The organism is Streptomyces sp. NPDC003327, from assembly GCF_053589515.1.
This window is the reverse complement of record NZ_JBSFSA010000004.1, coordinates 142,865-161,312: the sequence shown is the minus strand read 5'-3', so window position 1 is coordinate 161,312 and position 18,448 is coordinate 142,865. Positions and strand designations below refer to the sequence as shown.

Annotated in this window: 12 protein-coding genes and 2 pseudogenes; 7 read left to right on the top strand and 7 right to left on the bottom strand. The window is 70.5% G+C overall.

The window, feature by feature from the left end; genetic code table 11:
- Nucleotides 1–63 precede the first annotated feature (63 nt).
- From ACWDVG_RS05430 to ACWDVG_RS05420, 3 genes are all read right to left on the bottom strand, one after another.
- Nucleotides 64–942 (bottom strand): carbohydrate ABC transporter permease, encoded by an 879-nt coding sequence (locus ACWDVG_RS05430; RefSeq protein ID WP_451696437.1) that lies wholly within the window; start codon nt 940–942, stop codon nt 64–66.
- On the bottom strand, nt 939–1,955 hold the full coding sequence (locus ACWDVG_RS05425; protein ID WP_451696435.1) for a carbohydrate ABC transporter permease: 1,017 nt from the start codon (nt 1,953–1,955) through the stop codon (nt 939–941). Before ACWDVG_RS05425 ends, ACWDVG_RS05430 begins: the two co-directional genes overlap by 4 nt.
- Before the next feature lie 79 nt (nt 1,956–2,034).
- Entirely contained in the window at nt 2,035–3,360 is a 1,326-nt protein-coding gene (locus ACWDVG_RS05420; protein WP_451696433.1) for an ABC transporter substrate-binding protein, read from the bottom strand.
- Between the two features lie 277 nt (nt 3,361–3,637).
- Between ACWDVG_RS05420 and ACWDVG_RS05415 the strand changes: the two genes are divergently transcribed.
- Complete coding sequence (locus ACWDVG_RS05415; protein ID WP_451696431.1) at nt 3,638–6,037, top strand: glycoside hydrolase family 2 protein; 2,400 nt, start codon at nt 3,638–3,640, stop codon at nt 6,035–6,037.
- The gene (locus ACWDVG_RS05410) at nt 6,034–7,080 is read left to right on the top strand and encodes a LacI family DNA-binding transcriptional regulator (RefSeq protein ID WP_451696429.1); all 1,047 of its coding nucleotides are present in this window, start codon (nt 6,034–6,036) and stop codon (nt 7,078–7,080) included. Before ACWDVG_RS05415 ends, ACWDVG_RS05410 begins: the two co-directional genes overlap by 4 nt.
- A 206-nt stretch (nt 7,081–7,286) precedes the next feature.
- Here ACWDVG_RS05410 and ACWDVG_RS05405 read toward each other — a convergent pair.
- From ACWDVG_RS05405 to ACWDVG_RS05395, 3 genes and pseudogenes are all read right to left on the bottom strand, one after another.
- Nucleotides 7,287–7,535, bottom strand: a pseudogene (locus ACWDVG_RS05405) (cellulose binding domain-containing protein); the annotation flags it as partial.
- Between the two features lie 338 nt (nt 7,536–7,873).
- Complete coding sequence (gene manA, locus ACWDVG_RS05400; protein WP_451696427.1) at nt 7,874–9,064, bottom strand: mannose-6-phosphate isomerase, class I; 1,191 nt, start codon at nt 9,062–9,064, stop codon at nt 7,874–7,876.
- Nucleotides 9,065–9,214: 150 nt separating this feature from the next.
- Nucleotides 9,215–10,189, bottom strand: a complete 975-nt coding sequence (locus ACWDVG_RS05395; RefSeq protein ID WP_451696425.1) for an ROK family protein — start codon at nt 10,187–10,189, stop codon at nt 9,215–9,217.
- A 450-nt stretch (nt 10,190–10,639) separates the two neighbouring features.
- On the opposite strand from ACWDVG_RS05395, the gene ACWDVG_RS05390 reads away from it, so the two are divergent.
- The 5 genes and pseudogenes from ACWDVG_RS05390 (at nt 10,640) to ACWDVG_RS05370 (ending at nt 16,636) form a co-directional block, all read left to right on the top strand.
- Entirely contained in the window at nt 10,640–12,703 is a 2,064-nt protein-coding gene (locus ACWDVG_RS05390) for a carbohydrate binding domain-containing protein (protein ID WP_451696423.1), read from the top strand.
- A gap of 106 nt (nt 12,704–12,809) precedes the next feature.
- Nucleotides 12,810–13,057 (top strand): annotated as a pseudogene (locus ACWDVG_RS05385) (IS5/IS1182 family transposase); the annotation flags it as partial.
- 224 nt (nt 13,058–13,281) lie between these two features.
- Nucleotides 13,282–14,460 carry an NAD(P)/FAD-dependent oxidoreductase gene (locus tag ACWDVG_RS05380; protein WP_451696422.1) on the top strand — a complete coding sequence of 393 codons (1,179 nt, stop codon included), beginning with the start codon at nt 13,282–13,284 and terminating at the stop codon, nt 14,458–14,460.
- 72 nt (nt 14,461–14,532) lie between these two features.
- Nucleotides 14,533–15,495: an RNA polymerase sigma-70 factor gene (locus ACWDVG_RS05375; protein WP_451696420.1), complete on the top strand. Its 963-nt coding sequence runs from the start codon at nt 14,533–14,535 to the stop codon at nt 15,493–15,495.
- 454 nt (nt 15,496–15,949) lie between these two features.
- The gene (locus ACWDVG_RS05370; protein ID WP_451696418.1) at nt 15,950–16,636 is read left to right on the top strand and encodes a response regulator; all 687 of its coding nucleotides are present in this window, start codon (nt 15,950–15,952) and stop codon (nt 16,634–16,636) included.
- A gap of 29 nt (nt 16,637–16,665) precedes the next feature.
- Here ACWDVG_RS05370 and ACWDVG_RS05365 read toward each other — a convergent pair whose 3' ends face one another.
- Nucleotides 16,666–18,399, bottom strand: coding sequence for a GAF domain-containing protein (locus ACWDVG_RS05365; RefSeq protein WP_451696416.1), 1,734 nt, complete (start codon nt 18,397–18,399; stop codon nt 16,666–16,668).
- Nucleotides 18,400–18,448 lie beyond the last annotated feature (49 nt).

Sequence of the window (18,448 nt, the reverse complement as noted above, 5' to 3'; positions counted from 1 at the left end):
CGGGGGGCCGGGCGGGGCCGGTCCGCTCCTTCGTACGGTCCGGCCTCCGCTTCATGGCACCTCCTACTTGGTGGCTCCCTGGGCGAAGCCGTTGTAGATCCAGCGCTGGAGGAGCAGGAAGACCACCAGCGTCGGGACGATGACGAGGATCGCGCCGGCCGAGATGGCCTCCCAGTGCGCCCCGAAGGGTCCCTTGAAGCGGAAGAGCGCGGTGGAGATGGTCCCCAGGTCCTCGGAGTGCATGTAGAGGAAGGGGATGTAGAAGTCGTTGTAGGTGGTGATCCCCTTGATGATGACGACGGTGGCGATCGCGGGCTTGAGCAGCGGGAAGATGATCTTCCGGTAGATCGTGAAGGCGTTGGCCCCGTCGAGCCGGGCGGCTTCGTCCAGCGAGACGGGGACGCCCCGGATGAACTGCAGGAAGATGTAGACCGAGACGATGTCGGTGCCCATGTAGAGCAGGATCGGCGCCCAGCGGGTGTCGACGAGGCTGAAGCTGTTGATCACCTGGAAGGTCGCGACCTGGGTGGTGACGCTGGGCACGAGGGTGGCGATCAGGAAGCCGGCCATGACGAGCTTCTTGCCCCGGAAGTCGAAGCGGTCGACGGCGTACGCGGTCATGGAGCCGATGATCACCGTCCCGCCGATCGAGAAGACGAGGATGAACGCGGTGTTCCCGAACGCCGTCAGCATCTTGCCGTCGTTGAACGCGGTGACGTAGTTCTCGAAGTTGAACCAGTTCCCGGGCATGGAGAGCGCACCGCCCGAGCCGACCTCCTCCGACGTCTTGAGCGAGGTGAGAAAGACGACGGCCAGCGGGATCAGGACGACCGCGGACGCCACGATCAGCGACAGGTAGGTCAGGGCGCCTCCGACGGGCAGCCGGCGGCGGGGGGTGCGCGGCCCCTTCACGGTGGCGGTAGTGAGATGGGAGGAGGTCATACGAGGTCCACCTTGTCGTCGGGCACGAGCCGGCGCTGGATCCAGGTGATCAGCAGGATGATCAGGAGCAGCACCACGGCCGCGGCCGAGGCCAGGCCGGTCTTGTTGAACTGGAAGGCGAGTTTGATCGTCTGGATCACGAAGGTCTGGGTGCCGGTGGCGCCGCCGGTCATGATGTAGGGGATCTCGAAGACCGACAGCGAGCCGGAGATCGCCAGGATCGCGCTGAGGCTGATGACGGGCTTGATGCTGGGGGCGATGATGTGCCGGAACTGCTTCCACTTCCCCGCCCCGTCGAGTTCCGCCGCCTCGTACAGCTCGCCCGGGATCGACTGGATCGCGCCGAGGAAGAGGACGAAGTTCAGTCCGGTGAAGCGCCAGACGGAGACGCCCGCGAGGGAGATGTTCGCGGAGGTCGGGTCGCCGAGCCAGGGATGGTCGGTGGTCACGCCGAGCCAGGCGAGCACGGAGTCGAGGGTGCCGTCGTCCTGGAAGAAGTACAGGAAGACGAAGCCGATCGCGACGCCGTTGATCAGGTAGGGGAAGAAGAGGATCCCCTTGAAGAAGTTGCGGAACCGCAGGTTGAAGCTGAGGATCACCGCGAAGTAGAGCGCGACGGCGATCTGGACCACGGACGCCGCGAGGTAGTAGCCGCTGACGAAGAAGACGCGGAAGAGCTCGGGGCGGGTGAAGATCCGGACGTAGTTGTCGAAGCCCACGTTCTCCCGGTCCGGGCTCACGCCGTCCCAGTCGGTGAAGCTGTACGAGATCATGCTCGCGACGGGGACGTAGGTGAACGTGATCAGCAGGGCGAGCGGGGCGGCCAGGAAGAGCCAGGGCGTGATCCGCCGCAGCGGCGAGTCACGCCAGGATCTCGTCCGTCCGGGGATGGGGCCGCGCCGGCGGCCCGCCGGGCGAGACCGCCTCCCCTGCGTGTCGGCCTCGGCCTTGTCGGTGCTGGATCGCCCTGTCATGGCGGCGCCCTCTGGTGCGGTGTCGGTGGTCTGGGTCATCTCGGCCTTTCGTGTCCGCCGCTGCGGAAGGTCCAGGGGCCCCGGCCGGTGTCGTGCGGCCGGGGCCACTCCGCCGGTATCAGCTACCGGCGGTCTTCGCCGCCTCGTCCCACCTCTTGTTCAGGTCGGCGAAGAAGTCCTCCAGGCTGCCCTTGGCGGCGCCGCGGGCCGTGTCGATCAGCTTCTGGCGGTAGTCCTGCTTGTTGAGGCCGATCTCGGCCGCCTCGTCGATGTCGTTGACGGCCGCGGTCTTCGCCTCGGAGCGGTCGAAGAACCTGACATCGTTGTCAACGAACTCCTTCAGCGTGGCGGGCATCGGGGCGGACTTCACCGCGGAGACCACGCCCTCCTTCTCCGCGAAGCCGGACTTCTCGGTGAACCAGTCGATCCAGGCGCGCGCGGCCGTCTTGTTCTCCGAATAGATGCTCACGGCCTGCTGGTAGTCGGACACCAGGGCCGCGCAGTGCTTGCCGCCCTTCTGGACGGGGAAGGGCATGAAGCCGATGTCCCCCGGCGAGCCGCCGGCCTCCTTGGCCGCGCTCTGCATCTGCGTGATCGACCAGGAGCCGAGCATCATCGTGGCGATCTTGCCCTCGCCCAGGAGCGCCTTGGAGGTCTCCCAGTTGGTGGTGGTCGGGTCCTTCTCCGACAGGCCCTGCTTCACGATGTCGTACAGGAGGCTGTCGGCGGCGTGCAGCTCGCTTCCGGCCTTCCAGGGCGAGACCGGGCCGGCGAGGGCGTTACTCGCCTGGGCGTCGCAGCCGACGACGCCAAGGTTGCTGGTCCACTGGACCAGCGGCCAGCCGTCCTTGAAGTTGGTGTAGTACGGCGTGGCGCCGGTCTTCTCCTTGATCGCCTTCAGGCCGGCCAGAAACTGCTCGGGGGTCTTCGGCCAGGTGGTGACGCCGGCCTGCTTCCAGAGTCTCTTGTTGTAGACGAAGCCGTTGGCGGTGCCGAACTGGGCGATGCCGTAGACCTTGCCGTCCACCTCGGCCTTGTCGCTGAAGCGGTACTTCGACAGCTCGGCGGTGGTACCGAGGGGGGCGAAGAACTTCGGGTAGTCATTCTTGGCCACCGCGCCGGGGATGAAGAGCACGTCACCGTACGCCTTGGTGTTCATACGGATCTTCACCTCACCCTCGTAGTCCGTGATGCCGTCGAACGTGACCTTCACCTTCGGGTAGACCTTGTTGAACTCGGCCGCGTACTTCTGGAGCGCCCCGTTCTGGACCAGGTCGGTCCGCTGGGTCAGGACCTTGAGCTCGCCGGACACCTCCTTCGGGTCGGACGGCGGGGCGGCCACCTCTCCGGTGGCACCACTGCCTCCGCCGCCGCACCCCGACAGCGCGAGCATCACGGCGGCCAGCACAGCACCCGAGAGCACGCTCGTCTTCTTGTTCCCCATGGCCCAACTCCTTCAAAGTCACGGCTCAGGTCATCGGTGGGATGACGGCACTATGTCAGCCCGCTGTGAACCGGTAAAGTGGCGATTTCCAGCGTGATGCCCAATCGTTACTCGGAACGGTCGGCATTCGCGGGTCCGATGACGCCACGCACTCGATCCGCTCTCCCTCATCCCTACCTGAGCTTTACCGGTTCATGGACAGTCAAGTGCATGTACGGCTAGCTTGTCGGCCCGTACACGCATCCCGCCCGCTGCCAGGCGATTGGAGCCGCACACCATGAAGGACGTCACCCGACTGCACGAGGGGTGGAGCCTGCGCCACGAGGACGCGCTCCTCCCCGCGCAGGTGCCCGGTTGTGTCCACACCGACCTGCTCGCCGCCGGGGTGATCCCGGACCCGTTCCTCGGACTGAACGAGACGGAGACCGCCTGGGTCGGGCGTCGCTCGTGGTCGTACGAGACCGAACTCACCGCGGACGAGGGCGGGCACGAGCGGAGCGAGCTGGTCTTCGAGGGGCTGGACACGGCCGCGGAGGTCCTGGTCGACGGCGAGTCGCTCGGCTCGACCCGGAACATGCACCGCGCCCACCGCTTCGACGTGACGGGGCGAGCCGGCCGCCTGGAGGTGCGCTTCGACTCGGCGTACGACGAGGCCGAGCGGGTCCGCGCGCTCACCGGCGACCGGCCGAACGTCTACCCCGAGCCGTTCCAGTACATCCGCAAGATGGCCTGCTCCTTCGGCTGGGACTGGGGACCCACTGTCGTGACCGCCGGCATGTGGCGGCCGGTGCGGATCGAGCGCTGGTCGACCGCCCGGCTCGCGGAGGTCCGCCCGCTGGTCACCCTCGACGGCCCCACCGGCCATGTCGAGCTGCGCGTCCGGGCCGCCCGGACCGCGAGCGGCACGGACTGCCCGCTCACCCTGCGCGCCACGGTCGCCGGTGTGGTCGCCGAGACCTCCTTCGCGGGCTCGGAGACCGTGCTCCGCCTGGAGGTGCCCGAGCCGCAGCTGTGGTGGCCCCGGGGCTACGGTGCCCAGCCGCTGTACGGGCTCGACGTCGAGCTCCTGGACGAGGACGGCGCACCGCTCGACTCCTGGTCGCGGCGGATCGGCTTCCGCACGGTGACCGTCGACCGCTCCGCCGACGAGCACGGCACCGGCTTCACCTTCGTCGTCAACGGCACGCGGATCTTCGCGCGCGGAGTCAACTGGATCCCCGACGACGTCCTGCCGTCCCGCGTCACCACCGAGCGCTACCGCACCCGTCTCGCCCAGGCCGCCGAGGCCAACATCGACGTGGTACGGATCTGGGGCGGCGGGATCTACGAGGACGACGCCTTCTACGACGTCTGCGACGAACTCGGCCTCATGGTGTGGCAGGACTTCCTCTTCGCCTGCGCCGCCTACCCCGAGGAGCAGCCGCTGCGCGGAGAAGTGGAGGCGGAGGCCCGCGACAACGTTGTCCGGCTGATGCCGCATGCCAGCCTCGTCCTCTGGAACGGCAACAACGAGAACCTGTGGGGCTTCCGCGACTGGGAGTGGGAGGAGCCGCTGGCCGGTGACTCCTGGGGCGAGGGCTACTACCTCGGGATCCTGCCCCGGATCGTCGCCGAGCTCGACCCGACCCGGCCCTACACGGCCGGCAGCCCCTGGTCCGGTTCCTGGGACCACCACCCCAACGACCCCCGGCACGGCACGCACCACTCGTGGGAGGTCTGGAACCGGCAGGACTACGCCGAGTACCGCGCCGACGTGCCCCGGTTCTGCGCCGAGTTCGGCTGGCAGGCCCCGCCGGCGATCAGCACCCTGCGGCGCGCCCTGCCCGGCGAGTACCTGGCCCCGGACTCCCCCGGCATGCTGCACCACCAGAAGGCCGAGGACGGCAACGGCAAGCTGAACCGCGGCATCGACCGCCACTTCGGCCTGCCCGAGGGCGACTTCGACCACTGGCACTACCTCGCCCAGGTCGTCCAGGCCCGGGCGGTGGCCGCCGGCATCGAGCACTGGCGCTCCCACTGGCCGGTCTGCGCGGGCACGGTGGTGTGGCAGCTCAACGACTGCTGGCCGGTCAGCAGTTGGGCCGCCATCGACGGAGACGGTCGCCTCAAGCCGCTCTACCACGAGCTGCGCCGCGTCTACGCCGACCGCCTCCTCAGCCTCGTGCCCACCGCGGACGGTCCGGTCCTCGCCGTCGACAACCAGTCCGGCACCACCTGGCGCACCACCATCATCCTGCGCCGCGTCGCCGCCGACGGCACCGTGGTGAAGGAGACCGCGCTGAAGGTGGAGGCCGCCGCGCGGACGGTGGTGCGGCTGGACGTCCCGGGCGCGCTGCTCCCGGACGCGGCCTCGGCGAAGGAGTTCCTCGTCGCCGACGCGGACGGTCTGCGTGCGGTCCATCTCCCCGTGTACGACAAGGAGTTCGCCTATCCCGCGCCCCTCTACGACGTCCTGGTCGAACCGGCGGGCGACGGCGACTCGGTCGTGACCGTCACCGCCCGCACCGTCGTGCGCGACCTCCTGCTCCAGGCCGACCGCCTCGCCCCGCGGGCGAGCGCCGACCGCGGACTGGTCACGCTGCTGCCGGGCGAGGAAGTCCGGATCTCGGTGCGCGGCTGGGCGGGCGACGACCCGGAACTCGTACGGGCGGCCCTGTTCAGCGTGGGAGCGGCGTGAGCGCCCCTTCCCCCCGTCTCCCCGGCCCGCGCGTCACGATCACCGATGTCGCCGCGCGGGCCGGGGTGTCCAAAGGCGCCGTCTCCCTCGCCTTCAACAACCGGCCCGGGGTGTCCCCTGCGACCCGGGAGCGCATCTTCACGGCCGCCGAGGAGCTCGGCTGGAGCCCGAACCAGACGGCGCGGAACCTCTCCGGCCGGCGGACGGGCATTATCGGCCTGGCGATCTGCCGCCCCGCCCGGCTCCTGGGCCTCGAACCCTTCTACATGGAGTTCATCTCCGGCATCGAGGACGTCCTCGCCGAGCGCTCCTGCTCCCTCCTCCTCCGCCTGGTCCGCGACCTGGCCGAGGAGACCGACCTCTACCGGGAGTGGTGGCGCAGCAGGACGGTCGGCGGGGCGATCCTCGTCGACTTCCACCGGGACGACCCGCGCATCCCGCCACTGCGGGCACTCGGCATGCCCGCGGTGGCCGTCGGCCACCCGTCCCTGACCGGTGGCTTCCCGTCCGTCTGGACGGACGACGCCTCCGCGGCGGCCGAGGCCGTGCGCTACCTGGCGGCCCTCGGCCACCGGCGGATCGCCCGGGTCGGCGGGCCCGCCGGCCTCGGCCACAGCGGCATCCGTGCCACCGCCTTCGAGGTGACCATGGCCGAACTGGGCCTGGACGGACGGCGGCAGGTGGCGACCGGCTTCGTCGGAGAGGAGGGAGCGCGGGCCACCCGCAGCCTCCTGATGTCCCCGGACCGGCCGACGGCGATCCTGTACGACAACGACATCATGGCCGTCGCCGGAGCGGCGGTCGCTTCGGAGATGGGCCTCTCGGTCCCCGACGACGTCTCCCTCCTCGCCTGGGACGACTCGCAGCTGTGCCGGCTGACGCATCCGCCGCTGTCCGCGATGAGCCACGACGTCCACCACTTCGGCGAGGAGGTCGCCCGGACCCTGTTCGGCGTGATCGAGGGGACCCGCGCCGGCTCCCTCCAGGTGCCCACGCCATCCCTGACGCCGAGGGGATCGACGGGGCCGCCTCGCCGCACGTAGGCGGTCGCGCACGACGCCGGGAAACACACCCGCACGGGTATGTCCCTCAGTGTCGTCTCCCCCTCCCTCAGGAAGCGGCGGAAGCGGGCGAGTAGCGGGTTCCGGGGCAGGGACGTGCCGACGGAACCCGCTCCTCTCGCGCCCGGTGCGACGGGTGCGGTAAGGGGGTCAGCCCTTGACGCAGGGGGCGCGTCGAGGCTGAAGGAGGCGGGTACGGCTCCGGGTCCGGTGCCGTTGACGCCGAAGCTCACTGCTCTGCCGACCGGGACGGACGCGGTCCAGGACTCGCCGGTGGCGCGGACCTGGCGGCCGGTCCGGGTGACGGAGGCGTTCCAGGCGGAGTTCACCGTGGTGCCCTCCGGGAGGACGAAGTCGAGCTTCCAGCCTTCGAGGGGCTGTTCGCCGGTGTTGCGGACGGTGATGTCGGCGTCGAAGCCGGTGCCCCAGTCGTCCAGGCAATGGGCGACGGAGCAGCCGCGCCGGTAGACGCCGCGGGCGCGGTGCTGCCTGACATGGAGTGAGATCGCGGCCGGCCGGGGCCGATGGCCCCGGGAGAGCCCACGCGTGGTGGGCGGAGAGCCGCCGGGCTCACCGCCCGGATGGTGCTGCGGCTCGAATTCGGGCGGTGGGCATTCTCCGCGGGTGCGGTTCAGGTCGTCACCTCGATCGGTCGGCGATTTCTCCTGCCGATTCCCGGCGGTCGATCGGAGGCCAGGGGCCGTGTTGACCGATCACAAGAGCTGGAACATAACCGGTTAAGACGCACGAGGGTTTGTCGGACCGGGCGGACCGTTCAGCCGAGGCGTTCCACGGTGCCCGTCGTGGCGCGGAACGCCGTCCCGTTCCCTTCCAGCCCCGCCTCGGCGCCCGCCGGCACGTACACGGCCCGTCCCGGGCCGATACCGAGGCCCTGACCGGAGGAGGTGACGGTCACGGTCCCGGCGGTGCAGAGGAGGATCTGCGGGGCGTCGAGCGTCAGGCGCCGCCGCGGCTCGCCGACCCGCAGGAGGTACCGCGACAGGCGGAAGTCGTCCACCGGCGCCGGGTACACCTCCTCGCCCTCCTCGTCCCGGGGAGTCAGCACGCGGGCCGTGGGTGCGGCGAAGCGGACGATCCGGGTCAGCTCCTCGGCATCGACGTGCTTGGAGGTCAGTCCGCACCGCAGGACGTTGTCGGAGCTCGCCATGATCTCCACGCCGAGTCCGGAGAGGTACGCGTGCGGGACCCCGGCACCGAGGAACAGCGCCTCGCCGGGGCTCAGCGCGATGTACCTGAGCAACAGCGCGGACAGCAGCCCGGAGTCGGCCGGGTAGGCCCGCGCGATGCGGTCGTAGGCGGTGATGCGAGCCTCGGCCGGACCTTCCGCCGCGACGGCCAGGGCGCCGGCGACGGCGTCGAGGAGGCCCGCCGGGGGACGGAGGAAGGCCCGGAACACCTCCGCGAGCGCCCGCGGCTCGGGGACGGCCCGCAGGGTCTCGGTGTACGGCCGGAGCGCCGGCACCTCCAGGGAGTCGAGCAGGTCGGCGGCGTCCGACGCGGCCCGGAAACCGCACAGCCCCCGGAACGGGGTGAGGGCGACGATCATCTCCGGCTTGTGCTGGTCGTCGCGGTAGGTGCGGTGGGCCGCGTCCAGGGGCACGCCGAGCGCGTTCTCCCGGGCGAACCCGGCCTGGGCCTGGGCGAGGTCCGGGTGCACCTGTACGGAGAGCGGCGCGTCCGCGGCCAGGAGCTTGAGCAGGAACGGGAGCCGGGGCCCGAACCGGCGCACGGTGGCCGCTCCGAGCTCACCCTCCGGGTTCCCGGCGACCACCCGGTCCAGGGGGGTGAGGACGTTCTCCCTGAGCACGCGGGAGGGCGCCGCCGGGTGGGCGCCCATCCAGAGTTCGGCCTGGGGCGCTCCGGTGGGCGGCTCGCCCATGAGTTCCGGCAGCAGGGTTCGGGAGCCCCAGTCATAGGGCTGGACGGTGTTGTGGAGGAGGTCCATGGTCGTTTCCTGGAGTACGTGCGGTGGGATGGAAGCGGGGGCGCCACGGTGCCCCGAAAGGCGCCCGGTGCCGGTGCGCGCAGGCACGGAGGAGGCCCGTCCGCGCACGGCCGGGGAGGCCGGAGGTCGGGTGGCCGCGGGGCGGCCGGGTCAGGTGGCCGTCCGCACCCGCGCCCCGGCTCCGCCGCGGGACGGCTCGGAGGCGGCGACGCCCGCGGCGGCCGCTCCGATCAGTCCGGCGTCGAGGGCCAGGCCGGCGGGCACGACCGGGAGGTCACGCGTGAAGTCGAGGGCGGCGTACGCCTTCAGGTGGTGCCGCAGCGGTGCGAACAGCAGATCGCCCGTCTGCGAGACCCCGCCGCCCACGACGACCAGGTCGAGTTCGACGAGCGCGGCGGTCGCCGCGATGGCGGCGGCCAGGGCGCGGCCGGCCCGGTCGAACGCGGCGAGGGCCCTCGGGTCGCCCGCGCGGGCCGAGGCGGCCACCTCGCGGGCCGTGGCGGGAAGGCCCTCGGGGGGCGTCCAGCCGGATTCCAGGGCGTGGGCGGCGATCGCCGTGCCGCTGGCGTAGCGCTCGACGCACCCCCGGGCGCCACAGGGGCACGGCGGGCCGTGCTGATCGACGGTGATGTGGCCGACGTGGCCGGCGTTCCCGGTCCTCCCCGCGTGGACGGAACCTCCCAGGACCAGGCCTCCGCCGACCCCGGTCGAGACGACCATGCACAGGGCGTTCGCCGTGCCCTTCGCCGCCCCGATCCAGTGTTCCGCCGCCGTCATGGCGACCGCGTCGCCGACGAGCACCGGCTCGATCCCGTCGGGAACGGCGGGATGACTCCGCACGCGCTCCACCAGGGGGAACGAGCGCCAGGCCGGGATGTTGACCGGACTCACCGTGCCCGCGCACGTGTCCACGGGGCCCGCGCTCCCGATTCCCAGGCAGGACAGCGAAGCCCACTCGGGATGGGTGGCCAGCTCGTCCAGTGCGGCGGTCACCGCGGCCATCAGCGCCTCGGCGGACTCACGCGCGGGCGTCGGCCGCTGCGCCCGCGCCACCACGTGCCCCTCGGCGTCGACCAGCGCCCCGGCGATCTTCGTACCGCCGATGTCCAGCGCTCCGTACACCATCCCGCCCAACCTCTCCGAACCGTCCGAACTGAACGAAGCACCACTCTGCCGATGCATGACAACGTTGTCTAGAGGAAAACAGATCCGGTTAAGTCACATGCGAGGGCGGCCGGGTCTTCTCGTAGCCGCGCAGGTCGACGCCGTCCGCGATGGCCGCGGAGGCGACTTCCGGAGAGGCGATCCGGGCAGCGTCGTGCACGGCGCCCGTCCGCAGCGGCCCACAGCAGGGCGCCGCGCGCACAGTGGACCCCCGGGCTCACGTGGTTCGGCGGCACAGTCCCCGCTGCGGTGTCGGCGAGCGAAATGGCCGCGTCGGAGGTCTTGACCCGGCACGACGGGCACCCCTAACTTTCAGACGCTTGCTGAAAGTTACAGCAATATTTTGCGGAACGTGGGACCCGTAACCTCCGCGACTTGAATCCCCGCCCCCACCCCCTCAGGAGCCGCCGCATGAGTTCGACCGCACCTGCGCCAACAAGAATCTCCGCCGCCCTGGCAGGCGTCGGCCTGATCCTCGGCCTGACCACCGCCCTGACCACGTCCGCCCAGCCGGCGGTGGCCGCACCGACCGCCAACGGCGACAAGAAGGTCACCGCCGTCCTGTTCGAGTGGAACTTCGACTCGATCGCCCGCGAGTGCACGCGCACCCTCGGCCCGAAGGGCTACGGGTACGTGCAGGTCTCCCCGCCGCAGGAGCGCATCCAGGGCAGCGCCTGGTGGACCGCCTACCAGCCGGTCAGCTACAAGATCGCCGGCCCGCTCGGCGACCGCACCGCCTTCGAGAACATGGTCGACACCTGCCACGGCGCGGGCGTGAAGGTCGTCGTCGACGCCGTGATCAACCACATGACGTCCGGGTCGGGCACCGGCACCGGCGGCACCCAGTACAGCAAGTACAACTACCCCGGCACCTACGGGGACGCGGACTTCAACAGCTGCCGCCGTTCCATCGGCAGCAATTACTCGGACCGCTACAACGTCCAGGAATGCGAGCTCGGCGAGACCGGACAGCCCTCGCTGTCCGACCTCAAGACCAGCAGCGACGACGTTCGAGGCAGGATCGCCGGATACCTCAACGACCTCTCGTCGCTGGGTGTCGACGGCTTCCGCATGGACGCCGTCAAGCACATACCCGCCACCGACCTCGCCGCCATCCGCGGCAAGCTCACCGACCAGAGCGTGCACTGGATGCAGGAGGCGATCCACGGCGCGGGCGAGGCCGTCTCGCCCAGTGAGTACCTGGCCACCGGCGACGTCCAGGAGTTCCGCTACACCACCGACCTGAAGCGGATCCTGACCGGCGAGAAGCTGTCCTACCTCAAGAACTTCGGCGAGGCCTGGGGCTACATGGCCTCCGGCAAGAGCGGCGCCATGGTCGCCAACCACGACACCGAGCGCAACGGCTCCAGTCTGAGCTACCGCGACGGCGCGAACTACACGCTCGCCCACGTCTTCATGCTCGCCCACCCCTACGGCGCTCCGTCCGTCCACTCCGGCTACGAGTTCGCCAACCGGGACGCCGGTGCCCCCAACGGGGGCAACGTCCAGGCCTGTCACAGCGACGGCTGGAGCTGTCAGCACGCCTGGCGCCAGATCGCCAACATGGTGGCCTTCCGCAACGTCTCCGAGGGCACCGGTCTCACCAATTGGTGGGACAACGGCAACAACGCCATCGCCTTCGGCCGCGGCACCAAGGCGTTCGTCGCCGTCAACCACGAGGCCGGGGCACTCACCCAGACCTTCCAGACCTCGCTGCCGGCCGGAACCTACTGCGACGTCCAGCACGGCGACCCGACCACCAGCGGCGGCTGCACCGGCACCACGTACAACGTCGGCTCGGACGGCAAGTTCACCGCCACCATCGGCAGCAACGACGCCGTCGCCCTGCACATCGGTGCGATGGTCGGGCCCAAGCCGGGCGACAACACGGCCACCGTCTACTACAGCACCGACAAGAACTGGTCCGCCCACCACATCCACTACGCCCCCACCGGCGGCGCCTGGACCACCTCGCCCGGTATCGCCATGGAGGCCGCTTGCGCCGGCTGGGTGAAGAAGACCGTCGCCCTCGGTTCCGCCACCGGTCTCAAGGCGGCCTTCAACAACGGCTCCGGCGCGTGGGACAGCAACAGCGGCGCCGACTACGCCCTCGGCACCGGGAACATCACGGTCAAGAACGGCACCGTCGGCGCGGGCGACCCCTGCGGCGTCCAGCAGACCGAGACCGGCGCGTCCTTCGCGGTCACCGCCACCACCGTGCCCGGCCAGAACATCTACGTCGTCGGGGACCACGCCGCCCTCGGCAGCTGGGCGCCCGCCGCGGCCCTCAAGCTCGATGCCGCCGCCTACCCGGTGTGGAAGCTCGACGTGAAGCTGCCCGCAGGTACGACCTTCGCGTACAAGTACATCCGCAAGGACGCCTCCGGCAACGTCAGCTGGGAGAGCGGCGCCAACCGCACGGCCACCGTCCCCGCCGACGGCAAGATCACGCTGAACGACACCTGGCGCAACTGATCCTCTCGCACGTGGGTGGGTACCGGCCGACGCCGGTACCCACCCACGGCTCACGGGCAACACCGCCCGCAAGCATCCCGCAGCCTTCTCGCACGCCTTGCGAACGGTCGGTGGCAGCCGGGCCGAGTTCTCGCAGAAGCACCGCCGTCACGGCGTGGACGCGCAGGTCGTGCCCGATCCTGCGGGCGGAGCTACCGCGCCTGCATCGGCGCCGGCTCCTGGGTGACCACACCGATGAGACGGCTCCCGAACCGAGACCTCACCACGACCCAGCGGACGATCAAGCGAGCCCTGTCAGCGGCACGGGCACCGGTCGAACGGAGCATCGCAAGGCTGGAGTCCTGGCGGATCTTCCACTGACGCGCTGGCGTGACCGCAGTGGGAACCTGTCCTCTTCGGCAAACTGCTCTGCCTCGGCCGGGCCCGGTACGGAGAGGCAACCGCCGGGTTCTTGCCGGCACGCCAACGGACCACGAGGGGTGACGTGGTTCACATGGGCGACCTGTCACGTCCACGGGGCGTTGCTTGTCCCATGGGCGTCACCGGTACCGAGCCGGTGCCCGACCTTGGGAGATCCGATGAACAACGGCCATCACATCGTCGTCCTCGGCGCCGGCTACACGGGCTTGTTCAGCGCCGTCCGGCTGGCCCACCGCACTCGCCGGACCGGCGTGAGGATCACCCTGGTCAACCCCTCGAGCCGGTTCGTCGAGCGGTTGCGGATGCACCAGATCGCCGCTGGTCAGGAGCTGGCGGACCATCAGATCCCCCACCTGCTCGCAGGGACCGGCGTGACGTTCGTCCAGGGCACCGCCACCGCCATCGACCCCGAGGCCCGGCAGATCACCGTCGACGGCGCCGAGAGCCTCGGGTACGACACGCTCGTCTACGCGCTGGGCAGCTCGACCGACACCGGCAAGGCCCCCGGCGCCGACACCCACGCGTTCACCCTCAACACACCGGAGATCGCCGGCCGGTTCGCCGCGCGCCTCGCCGAGGTCGCCGCGTCAGGTGGCACGGTCACCGTCTGCGGCGGCGGCCTGACCGGCATCGAGGCGGCCACCGAGATCGCCGAGAGCCACCCCGGCCTGGACGTCACGCTGATCAGTCCGGACGAGCCCGGCGGCATGCTGGGTGCCAGGGCCCGCGCCTACCTCTACGGCGCGCTGGACCGCCTCGGCGTCACTCTTGAGACCGGCGCCCGCGTCACCAAGGTGCTGCACGACACCGTCGAACTGGCCGACGGCCGGCTCGTCCGCTCCGACGCCTGCCTCTGGGCGACCGGCGTCAAGGTGTCGCAGCTGGCCGCCGACGCCGGGATCGCCACCGATGACCGCGGCCTCATCCTGGTCGACGCCACCCTCCGTTCGGTTTCCCACCCCGAGATCCACGCCGTTGGCGACGCCGCCGCCGTCCGTATGCCTTGGGGACAGATCCACGGCACCTGCCAGAGCGGCCTGCCCACCGCCCAGTACACCGCCGACACCATCGTGCGGCTCCTGCGCGGCAAGGCCGTCAAGCCTTTCCGCTTCGGCTACTTCCACCAGCCGGTCAGCCTCGGCCGCCGTGACGCCGTCATCCAGTTCACCAAGGCCGACGAAACCCCCCGCCGCCTGCACCTCACCGGCCGCAGCGCTGCCGCGTACAAGGAGATGATCAGCGGCAGCCCGCTCACGACCTACCGATTCAGCAAGCGCATGAACGTCACCACCATCGTCTCCAAGGGCGGCCGCGCCACCCGCAAGCCCGTGGCATGACGGGCGCACCGGCTCCCAGCGCCGTGATCCCGGACCTTGCCGCCCTGGTCACGGCGCTGGCAGCATGAGCCGATGGTCGACGCCAGGGACGAGCATGACCCGTACATCGAACACCGCAGGCTCATGTTCGGCACTGCCTACCGCATGCTGGGCAGTGTCACCGACGCCGAGGACGTCCTCCAGGACGCCTGGCTGAGGTGGAGTACCGCGGACCGCGACGCGATTCGCCACCCCAAGGCCTACCTGGTACGCACGGTCACCAACCTCTCGCTGGATCGCCTCACCTCCGCACGCGCAACCCGGGAAACCTATGTCGGGCCGTGGCTCCCCGAGCCCCTGCTGACCTCCCCCGACGTCGCCTCGGAGACCGAACTGGCCGACAGCGTCTCCACCGCGATGCTGGTTGTTCTGGAAACCCTCAGCCCCGTCGAACGTGCTGTCTTCGTGCTGCGCGAGGTCTTCGGTTACTCGCACGCCGAGATCGCCGAGACCCTCGAACGTCCCGAGCCGACAGTCCGGCAGATCGCCCACCGCGCACGCGAGCACGTCCGGGCCCGCCGCCCCCGCTTCGACGCCGACCAGACCCAGCGCCGGCAGGTAACCACCCGGTTCATGGAGGCCTGCGCGGGCGGCGACCTGAACGCCGTCATGGAGTTACTCGCCCCCGAGGTCACGGCCTGGGCCGACGGCGGTGGCAAGGTCACGGCCGCCCGCCGCCCCCTCCACGGCACCGACCACGTCGCACGCTGGATCGTGGGTTTCCTGGCCAAGCCCGAACTGGCCGCCCTGACCATGGAGGCCGCCCTCATCAACGGCGAGCTCGGCATCCTGGCCACCCTCGACGGACACACAGTCGGCGCCCTCTCCTACGACCTCCTCGACGGCCGCATCCAGAACCTGCGCTTCCAGGTCAACCCCGAAAAGCTCAGCGGCCTGAGCCCCGACAACAACGGAGCCGAGTCGCCCCGGGTGGTTGCTGATCCAGACTCGCTCCCCTCCCGACCAGGCCTCGGACGTCGCGCGCGAGGCCGTTGAGGAACTCGCTCGTGTGATCCCGGACGGTGACAGTCACGTTCTCGAGCAGAACTCTGACGGGGCCGTCCGTCTGCCCTACGGCCGCGACAGTGCTGAAGCCGTGACTCACTGGGCCGAGCTGCCCACCCTTCCGGGCCGGATGCCCGAACCCGCACCCCTCCAGGCGGGCCCCGAGCGCGACACGAGGCGCGGCGGTAGGCGCCGGCGGGCCGTACGACGATGTGCTCCCACCGGTGGTTCAGGGCGTCGAGGACGGGTTCGAGCCGTAGCCGCGCCTCCCGCCGCGTAACCGGCCCCTCGTGGTGGGCGAAGGTGAGCGCTCTTCCGGTCCTGGAGGGGGAAGGACGTGTCGTGGGGGTGGTACGGATGGAGCTCGGCGCCCATGAGTACGCCTGATGACGGACAATCCTTGTGGGGGCGGGTAGGCACGTACCCATCGACCACAGGGGTCGCCATGACCGATCTGCCGGCAGCCGACACACCCACGCGGGTCTTCCTCGTGGACGATCACGAGGTCGTCCGCCGGGGCATTCGCGACCTCATCGACGACGAGCCCGACATGGAGGTGGTCGGGGAGGCGTCGACGGCCGATCAGGCGCTGTCCCGGGGCCCGGCACTCCGGCCCGACGTAGCGGTGCTCGACGTCCGCCTGCCGGACGGGGACGGAATCACCGTGTGCCGCGAGCTGCGGTCACGCATGCCGGAAGTCGCGTGTCTGATGCTGACGTCCTTCGACGACGAGGACGCCCTCATCGACGCGATCATGGCCGGAGCGGCGGGATACGTGCTCAAACAGATCAAGGGCTCCGACCTCGTCTCCGCCGTACGGACCGTGGCCACCGGACAGTCGATGCTCGACCCGGCCACCACCCGGCGGCTGATGCATTCCCTGCGCGATCCCGAAGCGGCCAGGGCGCCGGAGGACGAGCGGCTGGCCGGGCTGTCCGAGCGGGAGCGGTCGGTGCTCGAACTGATCGGCGAGGGGCTCACCAACCGGCAGATCGCGAAGCAGCTCTACCTGTCGGAGAAGACGGTCAAGAACCACATCTCGCGGCTGCTCGGGAAGCTGGGCGTGGAACGCCGTGTGCAGGCCGCTGTCATCGCGGCACAGGTTCACGAGCACGACGCCGACGGGAAGTAGCCTCTTTCCTCCGGGGGAAGGAGGGTCCCTCACTCCTCGTCCGGGGGCAGCGGGATGCGCCATTCGAGCAGGGTGCCGCCCGCCGCGCCCGGTCGGGCGCGGACCGACAGGTCGCCCCCCAGACGCTCGGCGCGCTCCGTCAGGTTGCGCAGACCGCTGCGGGCACCGCCCGGCCGTATCCCGCCCCCGTCGTCACTCACCGTCACCGTAAGGATGCTGTCCCCGGCGACGACCGCCACCTCCGCGTGACGTGCGCGCGCGTGGCGGGCGACGTTGGTGAGGGCCTCGCCTATCACCGCGACCACCTCCTCGGCCGCCTCGGCCGGCACGTCGGTGTCGAGCAGGCCCTCCATCCGTAGCGCGGGTGCGAACCCCAGTGTGGCGGCGGCCGCATCCACCGCCTTCACGACGCGGCTCCTGAGCTTGGGCGCCGTTCCGGAGGCCTCGTGTTCCCTGAGACCGAAGATGGTCGATCGAATGATCTTGATGGTGGCGTCGAGATCGTCGATCGCCCGGCCGATCCGGTCGGCAGCCTGCGGGTGCTCGACGAACCGCCGGGCGCTCTGCAGGGTCATGCCGGTGGCGAAGAGGCGCTGGATGGCCAGGTCGTGCAGGTCGCGGGCGATCCGGTCGCGGTCCTCCAAGAGGCTCACCTGCTCGGCGTCGCGGCGCCGGTCGGCGAGTTCCAGGGCCAGTGCGGCCTGCCCCGCGTAGCCGGGCAGGGCACTGATCTCGGGACCCGTGAAGGCGGTGCGCCCACGGCGCCGGGCCAGGATCAGGACACCGCTCAGCCGTTCCTTGGTGCCGACCGTGACGGCCACCGCGGGGCCGAAGCCCTTCCAGCGTTCGGGCTGCGTGGTGATGCGGGGGTCGTTCTCCACATCGACCACGCTGATCAGCCCGTCCCGGGTCAGGGCCGCGGCGGCCAGGGTTCCTTCGCTGCTGGGCAGCACGACGTCCCGGTGAGCCTCCGCGCCTTCGCCGCAGGCCAGCGAGCCCCGTAGCTCGCCCCCCGATCCGACGAGGTAGAAGACCCCGATGTCGGCGCCGGCGATGTCGACGGCTCGCTCGAGCATCCCGCCGAGCACCTCGGTCTCGGCGGCGCCGGACAGCAGGGCGCTGGTGAAGTCGGAACTCGCGACCAGCCAGCGCTGGCGCAGGCGTCCCTCCTCGTACAGCCGGGCGTTCTCGATCGCGATGCCGGCGGCGACGGCCAGGGTCGTGACGACGGCCTCGTCCTCGGCGTCGAAGTCGGCCCCTCCCCGCTTCTCGGTCAAGTACAGATTGCCGAAGACCTCGTCCCGCACACGGATCGGCACGCCCAGGAAAGCGTGCATCGGCGGGTGGTGGGCCGGGAAGCCGTACGAGGCAGGGTGTTCGGAAAGCTCGGACAGGCGCAATGGTTCAGGGTGGCGGATCAGCTCGCCCAGGATGCCGTGTCCGGACGGCAGCGCGCCGATCCGCTCCCTCACGTCGTCGTCGATTCCGATGGGAAGGAACTCGGCGAGCTTCTGGTCGTCGCCGATCACGCCGAGGGCACCGTACTCGGCGTCCACGAGCGTCACGGCCGCCTCGACGATGCCACGCAGCACCTGCGGCAGGTCGAGCTCGCGGCCCACGGACATGACGGCTTCGAGCAGCCCGTTGAGCCGGTCCCTGGTGCCCCGCACCTCGTCGATACGGACCTGGAGCTCGTCGAGCAGCTCGTCCAGCCTCAGCCGCGGCAGTCGTGCGTCCGCCGACTCGGTGCCCTCCCGGCCCATCGAAACCTCCGGTCGCGTCAGGCGCACCTGTCAAGTCCCGGTACGCCTG